Source organism: Dyadobacter sp. BE31 (assembly GCF_031457695.1).
GTDB lineage: Bacteria > Bacteroidota > Bacteroidia > Cytophagales > Spirosomataceae > Dyadobacter.
On the sequence record NZ_JAVDXA010000004.1, the window covers coordinates 237,972 to 258,656 of the forward strand.

Sequence of the window (20,685 nt, forward strand, 5' to 3'; positions counted from 1 at the left end):
TCCATTAAACCGATTCGACCTTTTCCTGCGTTACCGAAGGCTTGATGATCATTCGCAGGGACTGATCTTTGGTGAAATAGGCGATCATCCAGTTGTAAAGCGTTTTCATACGATTACGGTGGTTGATCAGCGAAATGAGGTGTATGAAAAGCCACGCCAACCACGCGATCACGCCTTTGAAATGTACCTTAGGCGAAGGCAGGTCTACCACGGCTTTGGCACGGCCGATAATGGCCATCGAGCCTTTGTCATTGTATTTAAATGCATGCAGCGGCTGATGCTCGGCGATCAGCTCAAAGTTACGCGCGAGGTTCTTGCCTTGCTGGATCGCTACCTGCGCTACCTGCGGGTGCCCGTTCGGGAAGCCTTCGTCGGTGGTTTGCAGACAGCAGTCGCCGATCGCGTAGATATTATAAGTACTGTTCACCTTATTGTACGCATCCACAAGCAGCCTGCGCCCGCGGCCGTAAGCTTCCGCCGGAATGCCTTCGAACACCCTACCCGTAACCCCTGCCGCCCAGATGAGCGTTTTGGCTTCAATACTGTCGCCTTCGGAGAAATACACTTTATCATCTACAAAGTCGGATACATGGGTATTGAGACGGATTTTTACACCGAGTTTGCTCAGGTCTTTGTAGGTATCTTCCTGTGAAGCCTTGCTCATGGGTGAAAGTAACGCCTCACTACCGTCGACCAGGTATATTTCGCTGCCTTTCCCGGCCAGCTCGGGATATTCCTTGCGGAGAATGCCGTTACGCATTTCGGCAAACATCCCGGAGATTTCCACGCCTGTCGGGCCACCTCCCGCGATCACGACCGTCAGCAATTTCTTGATCTCGGCCGGGTCAGTACTAAGCGTTGCCTGCTCCATCTGCATCAGCAGCTTGTTCCGCATACTGATCGCATCTTCGAGCGTTTTCATCGGCGTCGCATTCCGCTTCACATTCTCCATCCCGAAGAAATTCGTTTCCGCACCGGTTGCAAACACGAGGATATCATATGCGAGCTCGCCGTTATGCAGGATGATCTTGTTCTCCCCCGGCACCACTCGCTGCAATTCCCCCAACCGGAAGTGAAGGTTTTCTTTTCCTGAAAAGAGCTTTCGGAACGGGTAACTGATGCTCGATGGTTCCAGGAAGGCCGTTGCGACCTGGTATATCAGCGGTGGAAAGAAGTTGTAGTTGTTCTTGTCTACCAGTGTTACCTCAAATTTCTCGCTCTTTGCAAGGTCCAGCGCCAGGTTGACACCGGCAAATCCTCCTCCTACGATTACAATATTCATGGTGCTTAATTTATTAGGGGGTAATGAAATGTATGCTTCGGGTAGGTTCAGGAGGCTCAACCAATAGTGTGCCAATGCTTTACTTTCGGATGGCATTTTACAGTAAAACGCCATCCCTTTTATTTCAGGCCATGCTGTCAGTCATCTTCCCGGATTTCTTCAAATACCTTACATAACCATACAATGCGCCGAGTATCAGTACGATCGCCGCAAAAAGGGTGATCCTGTTATCCGGTTCCGGCACGATTTCCGGGTATTTGAAAATCAGCAGGGCCACAATGCCTATCAGCCAAACCAGCAATGTGTTGTATTCTTTCAAAAGCCAGCGCTTGTAATTGAAACGCATGTCTTTGAATGTATCCCAAATACCTGCCGGATTGATCAGCCAGCGGTTCACCCGGATGCAATACGCATCAAACTGCGCACCGAATTTGTTCCGCAAAAAGTTCTCTTCGGCCAGTACAATCGCCTGGTAGATAAACAAAAACAGCGGCATTACGATTCCGACGTAGATCAGCGAGTTGGCCAAAATGCCCACGCCGAGCAGCATCAGAATATTGCCCACATACAGTGGGTTACGGCAATGCCGGAAAATACCTTCGGTCACCAGCGTCTCGGCATACACCTTCTTATCGCGGCCTCCGCGGATAATGTACGCGAGGCCGATGGTAATGCCCCGGATAAGCTCTCCCGAAAACGTCACCAGCAATCCGAGAACCACCGGGTACAGGTAATAGCCCGGGCCGAACTGTTCGCGTGAAAAGATCGGCGGCGAGGGCAAAAACAACAGCAGGTACAGGATGATAAACAGGTTATTTCTGTACTTGAAAAAGAAATTACCGATCGCGATCATGATTTTTTATAAGCTATCATTCCTGAAAAATTGTACCACTTGAAGAAAATTTCGCAGTCGGCGAAACCGGCCTCTTTCAGCAGAAGCATGTTTTCAGACAACTTGTAAGGGATCAGCACATTTTCGAGCGCTTCCCGTTTCTGGGATATTTCGAGCTCACTGTAATGGTTGCGCCGCTTATAGTTGTAATAGTATTTAATAAAATCACGGTTGAACACGCTGCTCTCCGCGAGCACTTTCTCCACCAGCAGCAGTACACCGCCGGGGTTCAATCCTTCGTAAATGTTTCTCAGAAGTCTTTCGCGGTACAACGGCCTCACAAATTGCAGCGTAAGGCAGAGTATCACGACAGAACCATTGGAAATGGGAAGCTGCTGGTGCAAATCCCCCGCGACGAGGTCGTACGGTCTTACAAAACCTGCTTCTTTCAGCTTCACGTCGCATTTGTCGAGCATTTCCTGCGACTCGTCGATCCCGATAAACCGGATGTCCGAGGGAATGAGTTGATCCAGGCCAATCAGCGTGGTGCCGGTAGAACATCCCAGGTCGTACACAAATGTTCCTTCTTTCACATGATCGGCAGCGATCTCGGCGAGCATCCGCTGCATCTCGTTGTAATAGGGTACTGACCTGCTCACCATGTCGTCAAAGACATTCACCACCGTTGTCCCGAACTTGAAGTCCGAAACCTTCGTGATTTCATCTCTGAAGACCTGGTCTAAATTCTCACTTCCAAGGTTCTTCATAAGTTAAAGTTACAGAGTTAGATTGAGTTAGATTTTGAGGCGCGCTTTTCGTTGGAGTCGAAAACCCTGTCCCAAATATCTGAACTTACACCGTAACCTTTACTTGCATCTGAATAGTGATGTTGCATGTGATGCTTCTTTAATTTCTTCCAGAACCCGGATTTAAAATTAGCATGATGCAACGCATAATGGCTCATATCATAAAACAGATACCCTGCCATAAACCCCGCATAGAAGGCGGCTACATAATATTCACTTAGAAAAAGCGTGAACAGGAAGTAGAAGCCCGTCGCCAGCGGAATGCTCACCGAAGGCGGCATCACCAATCGCTTGGCGTCATTGGGGTAGTCATGATGCACTCCGTGGAAAATGAAATGGATGCGCTCCATAAACTTGCCGCGGGGTGTAAAATGAAACACGAACCGGTGCATAAAGTATTCGGTGAAAGTCCAGAAGAACAGTCCTCCGAATACCGTACCTACAAAATTGTACCAAAGCATCTCCCCCGGACCCAATGCTTTCCAGGAAAAGTAGCTGATCACCGGTACGAAAATGAAAAGGGGCACTGAATAATGTACCTTCGAGAATGCTTCCAGAAAGTCGCTTTTAAACATCCTGGAAGATTCCGTTGAATTGGAGACATAGTTTTTAGGCATGTCAGGATGGTTTTATTCGCTGAATAATGGTTTTACCGGTAGCAATCTCGGTGCCTTTGAGCTCGATGTAAAGCACATTCGGCGACCAGAATGTACCGCCGTCGATCCGGATGAATACCCTGCTCAGGATGCATTCCTTTTTATCGATGCTGGTATAAACGTGGTATTCATTCCGGGTATCCCTCCGCAGGTAAAGCGGCAGTTTCGAATACGCTACCGAACGGAGTTCATAAGTAGCATTGCCGATCGCCTTTGAATTGATACCGTATGCAAATTTCCGCTGCAAATAATTGAGCTCCTTGCGTGCCCCGCCTTCCGGATAACGGATCCAGAACGTATTGACAGGGTTCTTTTCGCTGATTTTTCCTTGTTTGTCGACGTTAAGCTGGTAACAGATTGTATTCGTATTCGGGTCTCGCTGAATGTAAAAAAGCAATCCGGGAACGTTGTTAGGGACCGGAAACTCGTCCGGGTCCGTGGCCGTTGTGCCTGCTTTTTTGTCGGATAACCCTCCTGCATACGAAACAAGCGTCAGGCTGAGCGCCATCAGAATGTTGAGTACGTATTTCATGACTTCAATCAAAAACTACATTCAAAAAATGGCTTGTGCGATGATTTCACGGTCGCATTCGCCGTACTGTAACACTTCCTGCACATCTTCCGCATTTCCGGAAAAAGGTCCCGACGACTGGATTTTCAGTGTCGCCATCGCCGCCCCGAATTCGCCCGCCTCCTGTACGCCTGCGCCCTTCACGCGCTGGCTCAGGTAGCCAGCCATATAGGTATCGCCGCAACCGGTCGCGTCCACGACGTCGGTCGGTTTGTAGGCAGGGATCTGGTAAAAATGGTCGTCTTTGTAAATCAATGACCCTTTGCTGCCCAGCGTAATGATTACTTCTTTTACCCCCAGATTGGCGAGATATTTCGCACCTTCGATCACGTCGCTCGTGCCTGCTACCACTTCCATTTCAAACTCGTTTGCTTTGAGAATGTGGATGTACGGCAATGCTTCCTTTTTGGCTTCCCAATCAGTATAGAATACCTTCTGGTCTTTCACATAGCGTAGGTAACCCTGGATATCGAGTGAAACCTTGCCTTTCGCGGCCAGCATTTTGATGAGATCCACCGTAATATCGTCCGAAAGCAATGGTCCTAAATGGAAGTACTTTGCTTCGATGGCCGGCATTTGCGACACGGTGAATGGTGCGGCCTTATGCAGCACGTTCTGCTCGCGGTGGTCCTGGTTGGCGCTGTAAATGTTCTCGAAATAAACGGTGTAGGGACTGTTCTGGGAAAATACTTCGATGTTCTCCTCCCGCAGGCCTGCCACGATATGGGCTTCCTTTTCGGCCAATGCCGTTACGAGCATATAGTGGACATCGAACTGCCGGAGCGCCTTCGAGAAATAGAACGAAGTGCCCCCGGGCATATACTTGACAGACTGGGCAGTAACTACTTTATCCAAAGTGATATGCCCGATGGTACATATATCGTACATGGTACTGGTGTCTCAACCCAAGCCTTAAGGCTTGGGTTATGGGTGATAACTAGCCCAGGCTATCAATGGTGTCGGCCACCTGGGCGAAATCTGTAATTTCGGCATCGGCGACCGATGCCTGCATCTTGGTATCTTCTTCGAATCCCGCTACATTCAGCCAGATCGCCTTCGCGCCTGTTGCCTTTGCAGGCAGAATGTCTTTGGAATAGGAATCACCTACCGCCACGCATTCATGCGGAAGAAAGCCCTGCGCTTCCACGCCCAGCTGCCATATCGCGGGGTCGGGCTTCCGGACGCCGACCACTGCCGATTCGACGACAGACTGGAAATAATGCGCAATGCCAAATTCCGTTAATACACTATTCAGGTTACCGTAAAAGTTGGAAACCATCACGAGAGGGTATTCGGCGGCCAGTTTTTCGAGAACGGGCGATGCCTTTTCAACACTAGTGCGTGCGACGCGGTCACATTCGCGGGCGATGGCCTCGATGGCCTGGCTGTCCAGTTCGTATCCGTTTTCTTTCAGGTAGCCAAATTGCTGCTCTACTTTTAGAAACAGCACATCATAAAACACATGATGCGGCTGAATGATCGGATGGATAGCCAATGCCCTCTCGCCAAACTTGTATGCACTCGCAAATGCTTCTTTGTCAACCTTTATATGATTATGCCGATACGCATCCCACAAAACATTGGCCCAATGCAAGCCATTTGTATCGATTGTACCTCCATAATCAAATAAAATTCCTTTAATCATCTTTCTTTATCTGTTTCCAGGGATTGAAATCCCTGGTTAGTTAGATATTTCTATCAATTATTTTAATCAAAACTTCCATTAACCAGCTTCATTATAGCACTAGCTTTTTTGCTTATAGCTAGCTTCTGGTCAGTTGTCTAAAGACAACTGCAATGGATTCCTGTTTTTTTCAACTATCTGCTTGATCAATAGCTATATTTTGATAACTAGCTCTTTATCTTTAATCAGTTGTCTAAAGACAACTGCAATAGATTTCATCTGTGCATTACAACCCGGAAGCCAATCCCCTTGCCCCGGTCTTTAGCCCGGGGATCACTGAATCAGAATCTCAAAATCAGTTTGAGCTAATTGGAACTGGTTCCAGTTTCTGATCTGTGTTGTTGTCCAGCTGTTCGTTTTTAGTTTTTCTATTAATGAGAGCTAATCCAATAATAATCCAGACTATCTCTCTAATTCTCAATACAACCCCTATAAAAATCCCCTGTGCTGCGGGCAATCCCACACTTCTTAATGCCAATGCGAGGCCGCCTTCTCTTGTGCCGAGCTGCATAGGGAAGAAGAAGATCAGGTTCGCAAACAGCGACGAGCCGGAGCTGACGATCAGCGATTGGGCCAATGTCATATCCATTCCAATAGCATGGGCCGTGAAATAGATTTCCAGGCAGCCGATTACCCGTCCCGCAAATTCATAGAACAATGAAGCGTAAAAGGCATTCCGGCGGTCAGAGTACAGGACGCGGATCTGCTCGTCTACTTCATACAGCGTTTCCGCATTTTTGGTAGCGAATTCCCAGGCTTTGTTTTTAATAAAAGGCACCTTTTCCAGCAGGCGGAACGTGCTTACAGTAAACCCTTTTTTATATACATTAATAAACCAATACCCTAGCACCAGCCCTACCACCAAAAGTATCCCGCAACCGGCCAGCATGACATCGCTCAGTGGCACAACCGCAACAATGAGGATAATGGAAGCCAGCCAGAACAGCACGTGCGAAAACATGTGCATTAAACTGTATAGCAGCACCGAGGAAGTCGCTTTCTGAATGCCCAGCGTCGGTTTCAGCTCCATAATGCGATACGGCTCGCCACCCAGCGCTACAAATGGGGTAATGTAGTTAATCGCATAGCCTGAGATCGTCAGCCGCAGCACCGACCAGAACGACATATTCGTCTCCGGCAGTTGCGGCTCGCGGATGATCGCGCGGAATGCGAGGGCATTCAGGATGTAGATCACCAGCCAGCTACCGATCACCGGCAGAAACCAGATGCCCGTACGGTTGATGTTTTCCCAAATCACGAGCAACCCGGTGCCATAGATCATATAGCCCAGCGAGAAAATGCCGATTGCCATGAAAAGGGCTTTGTACAGCTTGCTACCCATTGTATTTGCCGGAGGTTATCTCCTTATAAAAATGATTGCTCACCTGCTCCTGCTTCACGATCATGTAAATGAGGATCGGGTTGAGAACGAAAATGTCAAAAAAGAAATAGACCCACGACTGATCCAGGAACAGCCAGAGGAAGAGGAATATCACCCGGGTATTGAACTGGACGATATTGGTATACTTCATCAATGGCTTGTTCTCCGCGCGGAAATCGGTAATGAGTTTCGCTGGCAGGCCATTCTGGTATTTCTGTTTCACCACGGCCAGCAGCTTTTGCAGCTTCGGCGAGAAAAACTCCTGCTCTTTGGTATAATTCAAATACAGCCTGGCTACTAGTTTCATCCCGAAATCACGCGACCAGCTCATTTCGTCATATTCCTTTTGCAGGTCGCGGCTGTTGTCGAGCTCGCTTCCGTTGGTGCCTTTGATGAAGAACAAATGCACATTGCGGTAGTAATCCGCCATGGCCGACTGGATCATATGCGACACGCCCGCAACCACGCCCGGTACCCAAATCCACGCCGTCCAGCCCTCTTCCATACTCCGCAAACAGATCGCAATGTGAATCGCGATGAACCAGAAATCACCCGCCGCACCGTCGAGGATCCGTCCCAGACGGCTTTTGTCGTTCGTCATCCGCGCGAGCTGGCCATCCGCACTGTCGAGCGAGTTGGCAAACATGAGCGACAGCATCCCGATCACGTTGATCCACAACTGCTGCGGGTAGAACAATATCCCTGCCGCCACGCCGAAGAAAATGCTGATGATCGTCACCGGGTTCGGGCGCAGGCCTACTTTGGCGCAAAACAATGCGATTTGGTAGCCGATCGGCCTGTAAAACCAGATATCGATCTTTTCTTCGGTATCATTCGATTTCAATGAATTTTCGAATGCCGAAGTTTTTTCAGGTTCTTCTGCCAGTGGGCGGGGTGTGGTGGTTGTCTCCATTAATTGTTGTTCAAAAATCTTTGGTAAAGCCGTCCGGCAATACGCCCGGCGGCCTGGTCACGGCACGGTGCGAAACTCGGCCAGTCGTTCAGGTCGATGATGCGGTAATCGCCTTCCTTCCCGATGATGGCATCGCCCCCGTAAATATCGATCCCCACTACCCCTGCCGCTTCATTGGCGGTATTCTGCAAACCTTCCGCACTGAACGGGTAATACACCGAATTGCCGTTGATCTGCTGGTAATCCGCGTATTTGTGGTGGTTGGCGTCGTACGGGTAGAACCAGAAAAAGAAATCCGTGCCCCTAACCCCGTAAAATTTCACCAGATCCCCCACCAAATGCTGGGAAATAACCGCGTCGGGAATCTCGCGCAATGCGTATTCCCGCAAAATTTCCTTGGCTTCCTCGCGCGATGCGGCAAACGACACATCTTCCTTATGGATGGCGTGGAAATCGCCCCGCTTGATCCAGTAACCTTTTCCTTTTATTTGGTCAAAAACGTCGTCTCCCTGGTAATCGGTCGGTACGATGTAGCTATCGGCCACCGGGATATTGGCGTTGTTCAATGCGTTGGTCAGGTTGGTACGGAAGCAGTTTTCAATGCCGAATGCGGAGTTCAAAACCTGCGTACCGTTTCTTTCCAGTTCCTGCAATTTGGCCACGACTTGCTTTTGGCGCGCCATGGTGAAAATCTTACTGTAATTCACTGTTTCCATTGCCAGGAACTCATCTTCACAGCAGATGGTAATGCGGCATCCCAGTTTTTCGAGCTCTTTGGCCGTTTGGGAGAAAATCGCATCGTCGTTCCCGATATGGTTGGGCGAAAACTTCTTGTTACGGTGCACGCCCAGAATTTTTAATTCGTTCATCTAATGGTGTTGACCGGCAAAACGCCCCGGTCTGTTAGTAATAAATTGGTGTCAGCTCAGTGTGTCGTTGTGTTAGTCTAAAAAGCCATTTCGCCGCTCAGGAACAGCTCCGCCGTCTGGATGTCGCTCACGTGATCCACGTCCACGATTTTGGTGAATGGATATGCTTTCAAATGCAGGCCATCCGCCACGAGTTGCCGCTGGAAGTTCCGCATCCGGCTCACGCCGTTTTCCACAGCCACATTCACGGTTTCGATCGCTTTGCTCCTGAGACAATAAATCCCGCCTGAAACAAACGGGGTATCGGTACTATTATCATCGGTAAATGCGGTAATGCGGTCGTCGTCGTCAACGGCCACGTAGAGAGGACTTTCGTCGTCGATGAATGCGGTTACCGCCATTTGGCCTTCCAAATCCTTATTATCGGCAAATTCGGTAATGAATGCGCTGAATTCTTCTTCGCGAAAAACGGTGTCGGTGGTAGTCAGGCAAACTTCGCTCAGTTCCGGATCGCTTTTAAACAACTCGTACACGCTATGCAGCGAGCTTGGCGTGGTTTTCTTAACAATTTGAATGGGCAGGTTTTCGGCCAATCCCATCAAATGCATTTCCAGCAGCGGCGATTCTTCATTGATGATCACCAGAATTTTCTCTGCATTGTTCCGCATGAAAATCCCGATCAGCCTGTCGATGAGCATTTCGCCGTGCAGGCTCACCATCGGTTTCGGAAGTGTGAAACCTTCCTTCGCCAACCGCGATCCTTCTCCTGCTGCTATGATTGCGTAATTCATGTTAATGTCTCTTTTAAAATCAATGCCTTAAAAATCAAGCCTGAAACGTGCACGGATACCCCATTCCGACACATTCGGGTTGTCGAGGTAAGTGAAACGCTTTACCAGGTCTACGCGCAACAGCTTGAAAATGTTGGCAATACCCACGCTGCCCTCGATGTAAGGCTCACGTGCCAATGTGTAAGTGATCGGCCGGCCCTGGTCGTCAGTCGCAAAGCGGTACAGCGACGGGTTGAATGCCGGGTTGTTCTCATCCCTCAAACCGCCCATCAAACCTTTGAAGCTCACTACCTCACGTAGTTTCAGTCTTTTCAGCAATGGTATTTTGTTGAACAAAAATCCGTTCAGGTAATATTGCACATCCAGGCTCGCGTAATGGTCGCTCGCGAATTCCAGGAAGTTCATCAGGTTGTATGAATTCAGCTGGTAAGCGTAAGTCTGGTTGGCGCGGTGGATCGTCAGCAGCGGGAACTGGATTTGTTTACCAAAAATATAACCGCCCTCCGCCGTAATGTCCGCGAACCCGAACTGCGACAAATAAAAGCGCTTCTGAATGTTCAATGCCACATTGTGGTAATTGTTTTCTCCTTCAAAAACCCCTTTCAAACCCGCATTGTAACGCAAGGTGAAAATCGGGTATTTGTTGATGATCGGCGTGCGGTACAACTTACCCTGGTAGTATTGCTCGTGCGGCGCGTAACGGAACTCGACGTTGGCTTCGGTATTATTCAGCGTCATCGCGTTTTCGAGTTCACCACCCTCGTTCAGGTGCTCGTAGCGCAGCACGCCCGCTGGAGTTTGTTTCCATTGGGTAAAACCGATTTTGTAAGAAAAACGGCTCTCGAACTCACGCACGTATTCCAGTTTGTAAATATCATTATACAACCACCGGTTATTATCCCCGCGCTTGAACGACAAGAGGAAGTTGTCCTCCTGCACAAACTGCAACTCCTGGCCGGGAATTTTGGTATCGCGCTGGAAACTCGCTCGGATGTAATGCAGCGGGAAGTGGTATACCGACTTATTGTTGAATGAATAGGTCCCACTCAAAAAGTACTTCCATTTACGGTCCTTGAAACCATAAGCCGCGTAAGTCTCGAAATACACCCGCTTGCTCATGTCAGTCGTGGTACGGCCCCCGAACCGAAGTCGGAAACCTTCCACCGGGTTGAAGCTGTAAAATGTGTTTACCGGCCCTACTTCCACAGCACCAAACGATTTGTAGCCCGAGAGGAACAGCGTCGCGATGTCCATCGTCCGCTTGAACGAAGGGATGGTTTGCAGCGTGTCGATATTCTTGTAAATATCCAACTCGGTGCGTTCCAGCGGGATGTGGCGCTTGCTGGCCCAGAACGACTCGGTCGTTTTGATTTCCGGATCGTACACGATTTCCTCGCCCGGTCCGCGATAAATGCTGTCGGGCCGCGACTGGTTAATGGTATAGTCTTTAAAGTTCACCGTGCGCTGGCCGTACAAACCGCCGTTCTTCTCGCCCAATGCGAACTCCATCGCAAGCGTCGATTTATTCATAAAATAGCGGCCGTCGGCACCTTTCTCGAATTCCAGGCGCGCTTCGAGATCACGCATGAAGTTGAGGTTAATGTCCTTGTTGACGGTCAGGTAGGCATTTTGCACGCTGTATTTGCCATCGAGGGTGATATACAGCTTGCCTTCAAAAAGCATGTCCGTCTTATTACGCGGCACAAAGCCCAGCTCGATCAGCTGCGGATCGGCGGTTTTGATGGTATCGCGGATAAAGAATTTGTAGAACGTAGGTGCGGAGTTCGCGATCGGACTCAGCAGCAGGTTGGTGGCGATGGAGATATCGTTGTCGTAAATGTTGATATCTTCATACAAGCGGTTGAAATAGGCACTCAAACCGTCATTATCCACAAACTTTGCGTCGAATTCGGCCCGGCGGTTCGCCAGCACGTATTGTTTCCTGTTGTAGGGGCTTTTGCGGAAATAAACTTTCGAAAGTTTTTCCTGAATGTAGGCCGGGAGCATATTCTTGCCGCCCATAGCCGTGGAATCCTGGCTTTTGAACAAAAACTGGTAATTCCTGAAAATGCGTTTGTCCTTGAAATCGTCGGACAGGTTGCTCAATGCGAGCGAAATCTTTTCGTACTGTTCGTATTCCAAAAAGTTGTTGCTCGACGGCCTGTTCTCGTCCTTGTGCGCGATCACCTCGCGGATGAGCTGCACCGCCGGATTGTCCTTGTTCCGGTACCTGGCTTTGGTTTTAACGGTCACCTCTTTCAGCATGGAGGCATCCACCGCCATTTTTACGTCGATTGTCTGGCTCACACCGGGCTTAATCGGCTTTTCAACGGCCATATAACCTACATAAGTGAATTTGATCGTCGAATGGTCTTCACGCAATGTCATCGCGTAACGGCCGTCGGCATCGGAGGCGGTCCCCATGGTTGTTCCCGGGATCAGGATCGACACGTATGGCAGGGTCTCGCCTGTCTTTGCGTCTGTAACAGTACCTTTTATAGTGGTCGTCGATTGTGCATTAGCTATACCCGCGCCAATCTGCAGAATGCTGATCACCACGAGTGTGTATAGCCATATCGACTTGTTGATTGCTTTCATGTTGGAACGTTCGTAACGTGTTTTGGCTGCCCTGCTTGTTTTGAAATCATGTACGCTTCAACCACACCGGCAGATTGCCGGCAGCTGCGTATGATCAAGCGGGTTCGATAGTTAAAGCCACTTATTCTCCTTATACCAGGTCAATGTCTCTGCGAGGCCTCGGTGCAGATTGTATTGCGGTTGGTAATGCAGGCGACGTCGGGCTGCATCTATGCTACAGATCCAGTTAGGGGCTGTGAGTTCTTTTAGTTTTTCTTGGTTTAAAACCGGTGTTGTTGATGAATTTGCATAAACAAGATCCAGGAACCGGGCGATCATTTCGACGAGCAGCAGCGGCAGGTGCGCGCGGAAAATCTGCTTCCCGCTGATAGCCCTGAACTGGTCTGCCAATGCGTAACGGTCATATGCCTGTCCGTCCGAGATATTGTAAACCGTAATTTCCTTTTCCGTTTCCCTCAATGCGGCCATGGTAGCCGTCACAAGGTCTGTTACATACACGAAACTCAACCTTTGCGGGCCCTTGCCAATGTAGGCGTCCAGGCCTTTGCTGAGTGTTTTAAAAAGGACGAACAAGTCCTTTTCGCCGGGGCCGTACACTGCTGTCGGGCGGATAATGCTCAGCGGCAGGCCATTCACTTCTTTCAGGTATTGTTCGGCCAGCAGCTTGCTTCTTCCGTAATCCGTCACCGGAACAGGCAAGGTTTCTTCCGTAATCGGCTGGGCCGCATTGTATGCCGCGGGGCCTAAAGCCGCGAGGCTGCTCAAAAACACAAACCGCTTCAACGGAATATCCGCAGACACGGCACCCTGCGCCAGATTCAGCGAATACTCCGCATTGACCAGGTTATAGGCAGCAGCGGTTTTGGCTTTTGTCACTCCCGCTGCATGGATGATGTAGGCATACCCTCCATCTTCCAGCAGCTTCGTCAATTTATCTTTGGAACTGAAATCAGCATTCACATATACAAGGTCCTGCGGATCGGCATTGAGCTTTTTCAGGAAACTCAGGTCGCTGCTTGGCCTCACCGCCGCATGCACTTCCATGCCCGCCTTGAGTGCCGCTGCCACCAAATGGTAACCTATAAATCCGCTGGCCCCTGTTATGAATAGCTTTTCTTTCATATCGGTTTCTCAAACAATCTGTACCGTTTGTACAGCTTCCCGTTGATCTGCTCGATGGCGTGGTTCATGAGATAATTCTCTTCCAGCATCCATGAGCATTCACCGCCCGTCACCTTGGTGCCGTAGGTGTTCTTGATAATGCGGCCGTACAAACAGGCTTCGATGCCCATTTTGCGGTAGCCGTCGATCACCCCAAGCGTGAGTACGCGGATGCGCGTGATGTTTTTCTTGCCGAACAGTAACTTGAAAATCCCGGTCGGCAACAAACGTCCGCGCTTGATTTTGATCAGAATCTGGTTGATATCCGGAATACCGAGTATAAATCCTACCAGTTCATCTCCTTTTTCAGCCACCAGACAAAACTTCGGATCAAGGATCATTTTCAGGTCCTTGGCCAGGTAGTCAAATTCTGCCTCGGTAGTCGGTACAAAACCCAGGTTCTTGTCCCAGGCCTTGTTGTACACTTCCCGGATCTTCACGACTTCATTTTTGAAGTCTTTCAGATTCACCTGCCGGATCGTGATACCGCTTCTTTTGAGCCTTTCCTCCAACGCGTCGATCATTCGCACCGACTTGTCGTTCGAATCCGCCACGTTGATTTCGTAGGCCAGCAAATCGGTTTTCTTTGTCAAACCGGCCTTTTCCAGCAATGGCAGATAATAAGGCGCATTGTAAGGCATCATCGCCATCGGCGGCCGGTCGTAACCCTCGATCAGCAGACCGCAGGTTTCATTGGTTGATAAATTAACCGGCCCCACGAGCGTGTCAGCCCCTTTTTGCTTTACCCAGGCGGTGGCTTCCTTCAAGAGGCCGTCCACCACCTTCTGGTCATTTACCGTGTCGAAAAAACCGAAAAAACCGTCCTTCCGATTCGTAAATGCATTGTGGTTCGTATTATAAATCGCCGCTATCCTTCCGTTCACCTTGTCTCCGTCGTAGGAGAGAAATAGTTTCACCTCCGAATGCTCATGGAACGGGTGCTTACCCGGCGTGAGCATGTCTTTTTGTGCAATGAACAATTCCGGTACATAATTCGGATCGTGCTGATACAGATCATGCGGAAAATCAATGAACTTGCCTAATTCCTTCGGAGTGCTTACGGGGGCTATGCGGGTCATAGTCTTTGTCTTTCGATAATTGCGTCAGGACAAACCTCACGGTAAATGCGGGACATTTTATCCACTGCCTCCTCGATCTGGCCGAATGTATGCGTAGCCATCAGCGAGAAACGGATCAGCGATTGTTCCGGGCGTACCCCTGGCGAAACCACCGGGTTCACGAAAATCCCCTCGTCCTGCAATCTGCGTGTCATGATGAAAGTCTTCTCGTTGTCGCGGATATACAGCGGCAGGATCGGGCTTTCGGTTGCGCCCAGGTCGAAACCATTCACGAGCAGCAACTCTTTCGCGTATCTTGTATTGGCCCAAAGACGCTCCATATGGTGCGGCTCCGTTTCGATAATGTCCAAAGCAGCCAGCGTGCTTCCCACGGATGCGGGCGTCATGCTCGCGCTGAACATGAGCGAGCGCGCGCGGTGTTTCAGGTAATCGATGGTAGCGGCGTCACCGGCAATGAAACCACCCAGGGAAGCCAGCGACTTGCTGAACGTTCCCATAATGAGGTCGGTGGTTTCGGTAAGGCCAAAATAAGAGGCCGTTCCCGCACCTTTGTCACCGATTACCCCCAGGCTGTGCGCGTCGTCGACTAGGACGGTCGCGTCGAATTCCTGTGCGATCGCATTCAGTTCGGGAAGTCTGACGATATCGCCTTCCATACTGAAAATACCGTCCGTCGCAATCAGTTTTACAGCTTCTTCGGGCAGGAGAGCGAGCTTTTTACGCAGGTCCTCCATGTCGTTGTGCTTGTATTTGATCACTTTCGAGAACGACAGGCGGCTTCCGTCGATAATGGAAGCGTGATCGCTTTCGTCGAGGATCAGGTAGTCGTTACGGCCGGTGAGGCATGACAATGCGCCCAAATTGGCCTGGTAACCCGTACTGAACAGCACTGCACCTTCTTTTCCTACATATTTGGCCAGGCGGCGTTCCAGTTCCTCGTGGATATCGAGCGTTCCGTTGAGGAAGCGCGAACCGGCGCAACCTGTTCCGTACTTCTGAGCCGCCTTTTGTGAGGCTTCGATGATGTAGGGGTGGGATGTTAAACCCAGGTAGGAGTTGGACCCGAACATCAGGACCGGCTTCCCGTTAATAATAACCTCTGTGTCCTGTCCGGACTCGATTGGTCTGAAAAAAGGATATACACCTTTTGCTCTTGCAATCGCCGGGTCTTTGAATTCGGCGATGCGATTATTTAAGATTTTACCCATAAGTAATTTGTGTCAGAATCAACAGCTTGTTTTAGTGGGGTGCCTACCGGCATCAGGCTGCGGCCTGATAGAGACATCAGGCAAGTCAGTTGGTGTTGTAGCTTTTATTTCCCATGTTACGTACAGTTAGATCGTGAGTCTGGATATTGATTTTTTCGCTTGTTGACCCGTCATCGATTGCCTTTGAATAACTAATTTCTTCCGTTGAGAAACTCCTATTTTGATTCGGCAATAATTCGGGTTAAGAGGTAAACCCCATACCGGGCCGACTAGTTCATTAAAATACCCGTTCATTTTGTATTTTTCGGGTAAAAAGAAAAAAAATGTTTTGCCCCGTTTCCGTGCCCGGACCTGTAACCGCCAAGCTCTGACCGACTTTGCGTTTGCAGGAAGAATCTAAAGTTGCCGGACAAAACATTAATTTTTTCATGTTACCAGACTCAGTTTCCTTAAATTTCTTCCACTACAACGCTTTCCTGCACCCTGGCCGACTTTGCTCTCCACGTATTCCACTTTTCACCCAGCCTGTCTACCAGATAATATGCCATCGGCACGAGGTAAATGGTGAGCAGCATCGAGCTCGTCAAACCGCCGATCAACACCCACGCCAGCGAGTTCTTCCATTCGGCCCCGGCACCTGTTGCAGTAGCAATCGGCACCATCCCGATCACCATCGCAATAGTTGTCATCAGAATCGGTCGGAGGCGTTCTTCGCCGGCAATCAGGATCGCCTTTCGGAAGGGCACGCCTTCTGCTTTTTGCTGGTTGGCAAAGTCGACGATCAGGATCGCGTTCTTTACCACAAGACCGATCAGCATCAGCATTCCGAGCATGGCAAAAATCCCGATGTTCGACGATGACAGCGCCAGCGCCAGCAATGCCCCGATCACCGCTACCGGGATTGAGAATAGCACCACAAACGGGTACACAAAGCTGTCGTAGAGCAATACCATGATGAAATACACAAGCATTAGCCCTGCCAGCATCGCCAGCCCCAACGAACCGAAACCTTCGCTCTGGTTCTTCGCGTCGCCGCCCCAGGTAAGTATGATGTCGTCCGGAAGCGGATTTTCCTTTAAACCGGCCTGAATATTACTCACCAAAGTTCCCGATCCAATCCCTAATGTATTGGCGGTGACTGTGACGGATGAGCGACGGTTTTTGCGCTCTACAATACTCGGGCCAGTACTGAGCGTCACATCTGCGAACTGTGCAAGCTGCACGGATTGCTTAGCCACCGGACTGTAAAATGTAATCGCCTTCACATCTTCCGGGTTTTTGCGGTCGAATGCGTCCAGCATAACACGGATATCGTAGTCTTCTCCCCCATCGCGGAATTTGGAATCGTCGTTCCCGGCGAATGCATTCTGCATGGTAGCACCCACTGTCTGAATGTCCAGGCCCAGTTTCGCCATTTTTTCGCGGTCGATGTCCACGCGCACCTCGGGGTTACCCGCTTCTACGGACACGTTCACGTCGTTCGCCCCGGGTGTTTTCCGCAGGCGGTTCGCGAGGTCGTTGGCGGCGGCGAGGATCTTTTCGAGGTTGTCGCCGCTGAGAAATACTTCAATAGGCGCCGTGCCGGAGTTCACCATCCCGATAGCCGCCGAGTTGAATTCCACTCCTGCGAATTTTTGTTCCAATTCCTTACGCACGGCCAGCATATAATCTTCCGTCGGCTGTTCATTCTTGCGTTCTTTCACCGGGATCAGCTCTACGGTCAATTCGGTGCGGTTGGTTTCGCCTCGTCCCGAGCTGTTCAGGCCCGTACTGGCTCCACCGACGTTCGCGAAAATCGTTTTCACTTCCGGTTTTTTGCGTAAGTAATCTTCAATGCTTCGCGCGGTCAGGTTATTCTGTTGCAAGGAGGCACTTTTATCGAGCTTCATCGTGAGCAGGAACTTACCCTGGTCGCCCTCAGCCACGAACTCCGAGCCGATAATGCCCAGGCTCATTACCCAGCCGGTCATGACCACGATCGCTACCAATATGCCCGAGAAAGCCAGTTTGTGGCCCAGCACCCATTCCAGGGAGCCATGGTACCATTTTGTGAGTGCCGTCAAACCTTTTTCGAACCAGATCAGGAAAGCCTGCGCTGGGTTTTTAGGGTTAAGACGTTCGACTTTCGCCATATTGGACGTCATCCACGGAGTTAATGTAAAACTCACCAGCAAACTGACCATCGTGGCAAATGCCACCGTGAGCGAAAACTGCCTCAAAAGATCCGCAATCACCGAATTCACCATGGTAATCGGCACGAAAACGACTACGATCACAAGCGTAATGGCCAATGCGGCAAAACCGATTTCGGTCACACCTTCAACGGTCGCATCCCAGCGGTTTTTACCCATTTCCAAATGCCGCTGGATGTTTTCCAGGATCACAATGGAGTCGTCGACGAGGATACCGATCACGAGCGAGAGCGCGAGGAGCGTCATCAAATTCAGCGAATAGCCCATCACATACATAAACAGGAATGCGGCAATGAGCGACGCCGGTACCGAAACCATCACGATGAATGCATTCCGGAAGCTGTGCAGGAAGAGCAGCATTACCACCGCCACGAGGATTACTGCGATCACCAAATCGTGCGTTACCGCCTCCACAGATTCCAGCGTAAATATCGAACTGTCGTACGCGATCGCGAATTTGATTTTGTCCTTTGCATTAGCCTTCTCAATGGAAGCCAGCTTCGCCTGCACCGATTTACTGATCTCGACCGCATTGGCATCGGATTGTTTCTTGATAAACAAACCAATACCATTCACGCCATTGTATCGGCTGATACTTTCAGCGTCGGTGAGACCGTCGGTAATGTCGGCCACGTCACCTACGCGGATCGGGCTGTTGTTTACGGGTGAGGTAATGACTAGGTTGCGGATATCGTCCAGCGAGGCAAACTTGCCGGCTAGGCGGAGCGTCATATTCTCGGAGGTACTTTTCACTTTCCCGGTCGGAAAGTCGAGGTTAGCCTGGTTAATGGCTTGTGTTACCTGCAAAAGCGATAATCCATAGAAACGCAGTTTGTCATTATTGACATTAATGCGGATCTCCCGCTGGTCGCCGCCTGTCATGGTGATCTCGGCCACACCTTCGATCTGCTGCAACATCGGCAGGTATTTGTCTTCCACCTGTTGATAGAAAACTTCGTTGGGCAAGCTGGAAGTAGCCAGGAGCTGCATAATAGGCTGGTCGCTCGGCGAGATTTTGGATAACGAGGGCGTTTCCGCATCGTCGGGCAAGTCGCTGAGCATGTTGTTCACGTCGCGCTGAGCGTCTTCCAACGCCTTGTCGATATCGGTACCCGCCTTGAACTGCACGATCACGAGCGACGCGCTTTCCATCGATTTGGAAGTGACGTCTTCAATATTATCCAGGCCGGACACCGCATCCTCAATCTTCTTGCTCACCTCGGCCTCTACCTCCGTCGGCGCCGCGCCTGGATATAATGTGGTAATAGTAATAGTAGGAACAGAAAACTCCGGCAGCAGCACATAGCTGAGCTGGGTGTAAGAAGCCAGCCCGCCGATGAACAGGATCGCGAACAACACGATGATCATCGAAGGGCGCTTCAATATGGTTTCAATGAATTTCATGGGCTTGTTGATGAAGTGTTGTTATTGTGCTATCACCGATGTTCCGTTTTGCAGGTTGATCTGCCCGCTCGTCACCACACGGTCACCAGCTTTCAGGCCTTTGGTAATCTCATAGTGTTCATTCGTCGTCGCACCTACGCTCACGTCGCGCAATACGGCCTTACCGTTTTCCACCACATACAATTGCGGCTGCTTCGCCGAGCCCATAATGGCCTGGCGCGGAACGGCCAATGCCTCGCCTTTCACTTTTGAATCGCTTGCAATAGAGCCGTACATGCCTGCCTTTAATGGATTGGTGGCTGAATTCTGCACCGTAATTTCCACCGGGTAGTTATGCGCCTCGTCGCCCTGCGCCGCTACCATCGTTACACGGCCATTGAAATTCGCATGCGGGTACACATCCGTGCGTACGGGAATGCCCTTACCGGTTTTGAACTCATTCACCGATTTCTCAGGGATATTCACCACCAGTTTGAGTGAAGAAATATCGGTGATCTCCGCAATAGGAGTTCCCTGGCTCACTACCGAGCCTTTTTCTACCATTTTAGCAGTGATAATGCCGCCGAACGGTGCGACAATGCTGGTATTTTTAATCTGTTTGTTCAACTGCTTGATCTGCGCCTGCGTGCTACGAATGCTCAGCTGCGTGCGCTCGACATTCACTGCCGGCGTCGCGTCGCCCTTTACCAATGCTTCGTAACGTTTCAAATCGTTCTGATAACCTTCCAAAGTCACCTGCAATGCCTCTACCTGATAATGCAGCTGCTCGTCGTCGATCTTCGCAATAAGCTGCCCGGCAGCCACATGCTGGCCTACTTCCACATTCAGTTTCACAATTTCTCCGCTGGCCTGCGGACGAATTTCCGCCTTCCGGTTCGGGTTAAACGACCCCAGAAATCCGGATTCCTGCGATAAATCACGCAGTTCTGCAACCGCTACCTTCACCCCTACCTTCGGATCGGGATCGGGAATGTATACTTTCTGCTCCGTTTTTTCCTTGTTGCTCAGCAACTTCGCCGCCGTAAGCCCCAGCACGGCAATGATTCCCAGGAAGATGAATAGACGTTTCATTTTTGTAGAATGTTGAAAAGTTATTGTCAAGTGTAGTCAAGAGTGGTCAGGTATTGTCATTTGTGGTCAAGTCTCGTCAGGAGTGGTCAGGTATGGTCAGGATTGTCATTTGTAGTCAGGAGTTGTCAAGTGTGGTCAGGAGTTGTCAAGTGTGGTCAGGAATTGTCATTGGTAGTTCTGACTACAC

General features: G+C 50.1%; 17 protein-coding genes. All 17 read right to left on the minus strand.

Going from position 1 to position 20,685, the window contains the following annotated elements:
• Nucleotides 1-4 precede the first annotated feature (4 nt).
• A complete protein-coding gene (locus J2Y43_RS21640) occupies nt 5-1,282 on the minus strand; it encodes an NAD(P)/FAD-dependent oxidoreductase (RefSeq protein WP_309987552.1) in 1,278 nt (425 codons plus the stop codon).
• A gap of 124 nt (nt 1,283-1,406) precedes the next feature.
• A complete protein-coding gene (locus J2Y43_RS21645) occupies nt 1,407-2,135 on the minus strand; it encodes an isoprenylcysteine carboxylmethyltransferase family protein (RefSeq protein ID WP_309987549.1) in 729 nt (242 codons plus the stop codon).
• Nucleotides 2,132-2,881, minus strand: coding sequence for a carboxy-S-adenosyl-L-methionine synthase CmoA (cmoA, locus tag J2Y43_RS21650; RefSeq protein ID WP_106597249.1), 750 nt, complete (start codon nt 2,879-2,881; stop codon nt 2,132-2,134). The genes J2Y43_RS21645 and cmoA overlap by 4 nt, the downstream gene beginning before the upstream one ends.
• A 17-nt stretch (nt 2,882-2,898) precedes the next feature.
• Nucleotides 2,899-3,537 (minus strand): sterol desaturase family protein, encoded by a 639-nt coding sequence (locus tag J2Y43_RS21655; RefSeq protein ID WP_309987543.1) that lies wholly within the window; start codon nt 3,535-3,537, stop codon nt 2,899-2,901.
• Between the two features lies 1 nt (nt 3,538).
• Nucleotides 3,539-4,108, minus strand: coding sequence for a DUF4833 domain-containing protein (locus tag J2Y43_RS21660; RefSeq protein ID WP_309987540.1), 570 nt, complete (start codon nt 4,106-4,108; stop codon nt 3,539-3,541).
• A gap of 21 nt (nt 4,109-4,129) precedes the next feature.
• Nucleotides 4,130-5,035, minus strand: a complete 906-nt coding sequence (locus tag J2Y43_RS21665) for a PfkB family carbohydrate kinase (protein ID WP_309987537.1) — start codon at nt 5,033-5,035, stop codon at nt 4,130-4,132.
• A gap of 49 nt (nt 5,036-5,084) precedes the next feature.
• The gene (locus J2Y43_RS21670; protein ID WP_309987534.1) at nt 5,085-5,792 is read right to left on the minus strand and encodes an HAD family hydrolase; all 708 of its coding nucleotides are present in this window, start codon (nt 5,790-5,792) and stop codon (nt 5,085-5,087) included.
• 334 nt (nt 5,793-6,126) lie between these two features.
• Nucleotides 6,127-7,173 (minus strand): lysylphosphatidylglycerol synthase transmembrane domain-containing protein, encoded by a 1,047-nt coding sequence (locus tag J2Y43_RS21675; RefSeq protein WP_309987531.1) that lies wholly within the window; start codon nt 7,171-7,173, stop codon nt 6,127-6,129.
• Complete coding sequence (locus J2Y43_RS21680; RefSeq protein ID WP_309987528.1) at nt 7,166-8,125, minus strand: CDP-alcohol phosphatidyltransferase family protein; 960 nt, start codon at nt 8,123-8,125, stop codon at nt 7,166-7,168. Before J2Y43_RS21680 ends, J2Y43_RS21675 begins: the two co-directional genes overlap by 8 nt.
• Nucleotides 8,125-8,994, minus strand: a complete 870-nt coding sequence (locus tag J2Y43_RS21685; RefSeq protein ID WP_309987525.1) for a hypothetical protein — start codon at nt 8,992-8,994, stop codon at nt 8,125-8,127. Before J2Y43_RS21685 ends, J2Y43_RS21680 begins: the two co-directional genes overlap by 1 nt.
• Before the next feature lie 77 nt (nt 8,995-9,071).
• Nucleotides 9,072-9,785: a sugar phosphate nucleotidyltransferase gene (locus tag J2Y43_RS21690; protein WP_309987523.1), complete on the minus strand. Its 714-nt coding sequence runs from the start codon at nt 9,783-9,785 to the stop codon at nt 9,072-9,074.
• A gap of 27 nt (nt 9,786-9,812) precedes the next feature.
• Nucleotides 9,813-12,383, minus strand: coding sequence for a DUF5686 family protein (locus J2Y43_RS21695; protein ID WP_309987521.1), 2,571 nt, complete (start codon nt 12,381-12,383; stop codon nt 9,813-9,815).
• 111 nt (nt 12,384-12,494) lie between these two features.
• Nucleotides 12,495-13,505, minus strand: a complete 1,011-nt coding sequence (locus J2Y43_RS21700; protein ID WP_309987518.1) for an NAD(P)-dependent oxidoreductase — start codon at nt 13,503-13,505, stop codon at nt 12,495-12,497.
• Nucleotides 13,502-14,623 (minus strand): hypothetical protein, encoded by a 1,122-nt coding sequence (locus tag J2Y43_RS21705; protein ID WP_309987516.1) that lies wholly within the window; start codon nt 14,621-14,623, stop codon nt 13,502-13,504. Before J2Y43_RS21705 ends, J2Y43_RS21700 begins: the two co-directional genes overlap by 4 nt.
• Nucleotides 14,620-15,831: a serine palmitoyltransferase gene (spt, locus tag J2Y43_RS21710; RefSeq protein WP_223403406.1), complete on the minus strand. Its 1,212-nt coding sequence runs from the start codon at nt 15,829-15,831 to the stop codon at nt 14,620-14,622. The genes J2Y43_RS21705 and spt overlap by 4 nt, the downstream gene beginning before the upstream one ends.
• Before the next feature lie 449 nt (nt 15,832-16,280).
• Nucleotides 16,281-19,427 carry an efflux RND transporter permease subunit gene (locus J2Y43_RS21715; RefSeq protein ID WP_309987511.1) on the minus strand — a complete coding sequence of 1,049 codons (3,147 nt, stop codon included), beginning with the start codon at nt 19,425-19,427 and terminating at the stop codon, nt 16,281-16,283.
• A gap of 21 nt (nt 19,428-19,448) precedes the next feature.
• Entirely contained in the window at nt 19,449-20,498 is a 1,050-nt protein-coding gene (locus tag J2Y43_RS21720; protein WP_309987509.1) for an efflux RND transporter periplasmic adaptor subunit, read from the minus strand.
• Nucleotides 20,499-20,685 lie beyond the last annotated feature (187 nt).